The sequence below is a fragment of the Pandoraea sp. genome (assembly GCF_004297875.1).
Taxonomy (GTDB): domain Bacteria; phylum Pseudomonadota; class Gammaproteobacteria; order Burkholderiales; family Burkholderiaceae; genus Pandoraea.
On record NZ_SCSK01000031.1, the window covers coordinates 98,184 to 104,528 of the forward strand.

Below are 6,345 nucleotides of genomic sequence, written 5' to 3' on the forward strand. Positions count from 1 at the left end.
TCAATTTACCAATGAATCAATTATAGGACGAAGAAACACGGCCGACTTTGCTTTTTTCGTCGGTAAAAACCCTAATCCGGGCTTTTACCGACTTCTCGCGAAAGATTGATTTCTCAATGAAACTCAGCGTCCGCACGACCTTGCCCCGTGCCTGGAGACGACGCGGGGCAAAGCGTGCGGACGCAGCCGGCGCACCGCTCAGAACGAGTGGTGAACGCCGGTCATGACCACCAGCTGATTGCCGTTGGACGACGCGCCGGCGGTGTTGATCGACGCCACCGCGCCGCCCGTGGCGTGCTGGTAGACGCCACTGACGTAGATTTGCGTGAGCTTGGAAAAGGCGTATACGTCGCCGACCTGGAATTGCGTCCAATGCATTCCGGCGAGACTGGTGGTCGCCGCGCCCAGCGTGACCCGATTGGCCGGATTGGTAGCGTAGTCGGCCCCGGCGTCATACGACTGGTAGGTGTCGGACTGGCCCAGCGACTGGAGCTTGACGCGCGTGTAGAGCGCGTGCAGCAACCAGGGCCCGACGACATACGAAGCCCCCGCGCCCATGTTCTCGACGTGGTCGGCCGCATACCTGGCCGCCGGTACGCCCTGGAAGGTACTCACGCCGAGGCCGGCGACGTTCGGCGTACGGTTGTTTTCGTTGGAGTACACGGCCGCGGCTTTCAGCGGACCATTCGCGTAGTGCAGCCCGACGCTGTAGTTGCGCCCGGTGGCGAAGTTGGTGGTATTGCCGAAGGCGAACATCGCGCCGACGCTCAGGCCGTTATAGCTAGGCGACACGTAGCGCACTGCGTTGTTCATCTGGACCACCGTGGTGTTGGCCAACTCGTCGATGTTGCCGGGGTGGAACATATACCAGTTCTCGCCCAGGTAAGCCGTGCTGAACGGCCCCAGCCAGTCCATGTTGAACGGCGTCATGTGGCCGAGCGTGAGCGTGCCGAGCCGGTCCGAGGACAGGCCGACGATCGACATGCGGTTGAACATGGAGCCGCTGCTCAGCGTCATGCCGTTGAGCGTGGAAAACCCATTTTCCAACTGGAAGATCGCCTTGAGGCCGCCGCCGAGATCTTCGGCGCCCCGCAGGCCCCAGCGATCGGGTTGCGTGCCGCCCTGCTCCGCGATCCATTTGCTGTTGCCGCCCTGGTTGCTGACGTAGGCCACACCGGCGTCCATGCTGCCGTACAACGTCACATTGCTTTGGGCATAAGCCGCTCCGGCGCATGCCAAGGCAAGCGTGAGCCCCGTAACCACGTGTTTCATCCGCGTTCTCCCGTCGTATCGTTTGAAAAGATCATGAGCCCCGCCATGGGGCTGAGTGTCGCGTGTTCCATATTTGAAACCATATGCTATATATGGAACGCAATGAAAGCTTAGGCGTCTGGCCCAAATTTGCGAGCGGGACATGCACGAATTGCCTGTCAACCCGGTCTGTGTTAATTCGCGCGCGTGATCAATTTGTGCCACGCGTGGCGCGACGTGCCCTGATGCCAATCGGGCCGTCTGAGCCGGGTCTTGTTATTTGCTCAAGCCAAAGTGATAATATTTGAACGATATGTTCATATTTGAACATATCGTTCAAATAACCAACAGCTTGAATCATTTTTCCAAGAGGGACGGCACATGGCATCTCCATTGATTGGCATCACCGGCGCTGGCATCGGCGGACTGGCGGCGGCGATTGCATTGCGGCGGCTCGGCTTCGAGGTGGCCGTGTTCGAGCAGGCCGCGCAATTCGCGCGCGTAGGCGCCGACATCAACCTGACGCCGAACGCGGTGCGCGCACTGGATGGCCTGGGCGTGGGCGAGGCGCTGCGCGAGACGGCCGCGCAGCCGACCTATCGCATCAGCCGCATGTGGGACAGCGGCGAAGTCACGTCGAAGCTCGAGATGGCGCGCGCGGCCGAAGAAAGCTATGGCGCGCCGCAATTGACGATGCACCGCGCCGACCTGATGCAGGCGCTGGAGAACGCGTTGCCCGCGGGCGTGGTGCATCTGGGTAACAAGGTGAGCACCGTCGAGCAAGGCCGCGACAGCGTGGGGCTGGCGTTTGCCGACGGCACCACGCACGAGGTGGATGTGCTGATCGGCGCCGACGGCATTCACTCGGCGGTGCGCACGGCGATGTTCGGCCCGGAGCATCCGGACTTCACCGGGGTGGTCGCGTATCGTGCGGTGGTGCCCGCACAGCGGCTGGCGGGCGTGCCGAACCTGGACGCGTTCACCAAGTGGTGGGGACCGGCACCCGAGAGCCAGATCGTGACATTCCCGTTGAACCGGGGGCGCGATATCTTCATTTTTGCGACGACGCCGCAAGACAGCTGGCGTCACGAGTCGTGGACCACGCCGGGCAGCGTCGACGAGTTGCGCGCGGCGTATGTCGATTTTCATCCCGAGGCGCGCGCGCTGCTCGAGGCCTGCGACAGCGTGCTGAAGTCAGCCCTGTATGTGCGCGACCCGCTGCCGGTGTGGTCGACGGGCCGCGTGACGCTGCTCGGCGATGCATGTCATCCGATGATGCCGTTCATGGCGCAGGGCGCGGGTATGGCGATCGAGGATGCTGTGGTACTGTCGCGGCATTTGAGCGGGGTCGATCTGTCGACGCAGGCATCGGTCAGCCAGGCATTGCAGCGCTACGAGCAATCGCGCCGCGAGCGCACCGCACGCGTGCAGATCGGCTCGCGCGGCAATAACTGGCTCAAGGCGGGCGGCAACGCCGACTGGGTGTATGCATACGACGCCTGGCAGGTGCCGCTCGCCTGAGCCTGCGACGCGGGGCAATGCCGAGCACGCCCCGCCCTCGCCCGGAATCAACTTTTCGTCGGATAAACGTATGGAAGACAGCGACGTCAAACAGGAGCAACTGGTCTCGCCAGTCATCCGGACTTTCAAGCTGCTGCGGTATTTGGCCGAAGGCGGGTCGAGCGCCAACTTGAGCGACGTCGGCCGGCGCCTGGACATCAACCGGGTGACCGTCATGCGGCTGCTGGCAACGCTGGAGCACGAAGGCATTATCGAGGCATTGCCGCAAGGCGGGCACCGCCTTGGGCTGGGCTTCCTGACGCTGGCGTCTACCGCGCTGGGCGAGCATGACATGCTGAGCGCGGCGCGGCGCGTGCTGGCGCGGGTCACCCGGCAAACCGAACTGTCGAGTTATCTGACCGTGCTGGACGGCGGCCAGGTGCTATACCTGCTCGCGCATACGCCACAGACGCCACTGGTCAGCAACATCCGCGTCGGCAGTCGCGTCGCGGCACATTTGACCACGCCAGGGCGCGTCATGCTGGCGTATCGGTCTGCCGACGAGGTTCGCGCATTGCTCGGCGACGAGCCCTTGCCGACCGCAACCGAACAAAGCGTGAGCAGTTACGCGCAACTCGACGAGATGCTTGCGGCCGATCGGGCTCGTGGCTGTGCGTGGAGTTTTTCCGGATTCGAGTCGAGCATCGATTCGTGTGCGGTGCCAGTGTTCGACACTGCCGGCCAGGCCATCGCCGCGCTCAGCGTGGCCGGCCCGACCGATCGGGTGCGCGGTAGTGCCGCGCTGCGCGAATCGATCGAGCAGGCGGTCAGGCAAGGCGCGGCCGACCTGTCGAAACTGGTTGGCTATGCACCGGACCTGCTGCGCAGCGCGGCGCGGGCCGGCTAGGTATTGCTGCCGGGCGATAGGCAACGGCTCGCGTGGCGGCTCAGGCCCGCTGCCGGCAAAATTCGGACAGCGCATCGCACAGCGTGTCGACTGCCGGCTCGGTGACCGCGTTGTAGAGCGACGCGCGCAACCCGCCGATCGAACGGTGCCCCTCGAGACCGACGATATCGCGCTCGCGCGCCGCCTCGACGAATGCGTTGTCGAGGCGCGCATCGCCGAAGCTGAACGCTACGTTCATCTGCGAGCGCCAGCGTGGCCGCGCATGAACGCGCACCGCATCGCCGAGGCGATCGAGCGTGTCGTACAGGCGCTGCGCCTTTCTCGCGTTGATGCGCTGCATCGCCTGCAGGCCGCCGATCTCGAAGCGCAGCCAGCGGGTAATCAAGGTCAGCACATAAATCGCGAATACCGGGGGCGTGTTGTAGTTCGAGCCGTGTGAGACATGGGTGCGGTAATCGAGAATCGCCGGCAAACCGTCCGGAACGCGCTCGAGCAGCGCGCGCCGAATTAGCGCGACGGTCACGCCGGCCGGACCGAGATTCTTCTGCGCATGCGCGTAGATCATCGAGAACAGATCGGTACGGCATGGCTTCGAGAGAAAATCGGAGGACATGTCGGCAATCACCGGTGCGGCCAGCGCCGCGTCTCGATCGGGAAACTGCACGCCCTCGACGGTTTCGTTCGACACGTAATGCAAGTAGGCCGCGCCTGGGCTTGTTTCGAGTTCATCGAGCTCCGGCAATTGCCGATAGCCGGTGTCGCGCCCGTCCCAGGCAACGCTGCGCCCGGGCACGACCTTGACTGCTTCGGCCGCGGCTTTGCCGCTCCAGTAGCCCGAGACGACATAGGCCGGCGGCATGCTCGGATGCGCGGCGAAATTCATCGGGATCATCGCGAACTGCAGACTGCTGCCACCTTGCAGAAAGGTGACTGCATAGTCATCCGAAATATTCATCAGCGCCCGCAGATTCTGTTCGGCTTCGTCGAGAATCGCGCGAAACCAGTCCGAGCGGTGGCTCATGCCGAGCACCGAGATGCCGGTCTCCGGCACCGCCACGATGGCTTCACGGGTCTGTTCCAGAACGCCGGCAGGCAAGGCGCCGGGTCCGCCGGAAAAATTGAGTGCGTTGGCTTTCATCGGGATGACATCGCGCGCGCTCATGCGGGCCGCCCGGCGGCTCGCCGCAACATGGCCTCGAACGCCGCGAATACGCGTTGTATTTGTGGCAGCTTGTAGGGAAACGTGGCGCTATCGTCCATATCGTGCACAACCATGCCGGTGGCGATTTCGAAGATCAGCAATCGCCCGTCGCTTGTTTCCGCGCAGTCGAAGCCGACATAGTCGAGCCCGGTCAAATCGGCGATGCGTTGCAGCGCGTCGCGGTGGCGCACTGCGAAGTCGGTGTCGAAGGTCGCCATCAGATCGGCCTCCTCCTGGCGACGCTCGGGGTGCGCGATCATTTCCGCATAGGGGTAGTGCACCATCCATTCGGAGGAGATCCCCATGTGGCAGACAAACGGCTTGCCGTCGATGATGACGATGCGATATTTGCGGAATAGCCCGTCGGCATCGCTGTAGTCGATAAACGGCGCGACGTAATATTCGGCCGCGTCGGACTCATTCAGGTATTGCGCCAGGGACACCGCATCGGCGACCTTCACGAGCCCCTGTCCGGCGTGAGAACCGACCGGACGAATGATGAACGGAAAATCCCGCCCCAGTGCGGCGGGCAGGTCGAAGCCACCGGCGACGGCATCGAGCACCTGTTCGCGGCGCAGGCGCAGTGTGTGCGCCATGCAGATGCCGGGCTCCGCGCCCAGCAGCGCGTAGGCCGCGTCGCGCGTGGTTCGACCGATGCAGCCCGGACGATTCAAGACGCGCGCGGCGGGCCCGATATCGGCAATGAGCGTGGCGATGCGCACCAGTACCTCGGCGTTTTGATCGGAGGCGCAGGCCGCCACCAGGATCACGTCGTGCGCGGGCAGATCGGACGGCCGCAGTGGCTGGTCGTCGATGTAGAAGGCTTCGATCTGCAGATCGGCTTGCTCCAGCAGACATTCGAAGGGGGTATTGGCCATCAGATCACCCGGCGCCTTGAGTGCCAGCACTTTTAGCGGCGCGGGGTCGGCGCTGGCCTGCTTGAGCCGATAATGCCGGCGCAGTTGTATGGCCTGGGCCTGCACCGCGAGCGCCGCGGGCTTCTGGTATTTGAGCTGCAACACCAACGACAGGTCGAGCAGCGCGTCGGGGTCGTCGTGGTTGCGCACGTATTCGAGCAGTTGAGCGCCCAGCGGGGTGAGATCGCCGCCGGCGGTGGCTTCACGAAGCAGCACCGGCAGCCCCAGCAGCCGGTAGGTGAATGGAGTTGCCGCGTTCGGTGTCGGGGGTATCTCGTTGATGCTCATGGGTGGCCTGCCTGGTCGCTTAATAGGCTGCCGTCGCCGCGCGGCACGACACCGCGGTGGCACGGTGCCCCGATGTGCAGAGCATACGGGAACGGGCAACGCGGCAAGCCGATGAACAGGAGTCCGATTTGCCGCTTGTTCGGCCAAATGCGCGGCCCATGAAAATCTATGGTCACCCCCATTTTTGCAACACTGATTTTTGACGTTGTGATTGGCTTGCGTAAATCTATCCGGCGTCGTTGTGGGGATCGCTCCCCGCGCCACGATGAGAGTCGCGCCTG

General features: G+C 63.6%; 5 protein-coding genes. 2 read left to right on the plus strand and 3 right to left on the minus strand.

Annotated elements, in window-relative coordinates:
• Positions 1-198: 198 nt before the first annotated feature.
• Positions 199-1,272 carry a porin gene (locus tag EPN80_RS09095; RefSeq protein WP_293025982.1) on the minus strand — a complete coding sequence of 358 codons (1,074 nt, stop codon included), beginning with the start codon at positions 1,270-1,272 and terminating at the stop codon, positions 199-201.
• 360 nt (positions 1,273-1,632) lie between these two features.
• Here EPN80_RS09095 and EPN80_RS09100 point away from each other — a divergent pair, with 360 nt between their 5' ends.
• Both EPN80_RS09100 and EPN80_RS09105 read left to right on the plus strand, forming a co-directional pair.
• A complete protein-coding gene (locus tag EPN80_RS09100; protein WP_293025984.1) occupies positions 1,633-2,772 on the plus strand; it encodes an FAD-dependent monooxygenase in 1,140 nt (379 codons plus the stop codon).
• A 70-nt stretch (positions 2,773-2,842) separates the two neighbouring features.
• Positions 2,843-3,658: an IclR family transcriptional regulator gene (locus EPN80_RS09105; RefSeq protein ID WP_293025986.1), complete on the plus strand. Its 816-nt coding sequence runs from the start codon at positions 2,843-2,845 to the stop codon at positions 3,656-3,658.
• A 40-nt stretch (positions 3,659-3,698) separates the two neighbouring features.
• Here the strand turns inward: EPN80_RS09105 and serC are convergent, their stop codons facing one another.
• Together serC and EPN80_RS09115 are read right to left on the minus strand one after the other, a co-directional pair.
• Positions 3,699-4,796: a 3-phosphoserine/phosphohydroxythreonine transaminase gene (serC, locus tag EPN80_RS09110; RefSeq protein WP_293026000.1), complete on the minus strand. Its 1,098-nt coding sequence runs from the start codon at positions 4,794-4,796 to the stop codon at positions 3,699-3,701.
• A gap of 20 nt (positions 4,797-4,816) precedes the next feature.
• On the minus strand, positions 4,817-6,064 hold the full coding sequence (locus EPN80_RS09115) for a RimK family alpha-L-glutamate ligase (RefSeq protein ID WP_293025988.1): 1,248 nt from the start codon (positions 6,062-6,064) through the stop codon (positions 4,817-4,819).
• Positions 6,065-6,345: the final 281 nt, after the last annotated feature.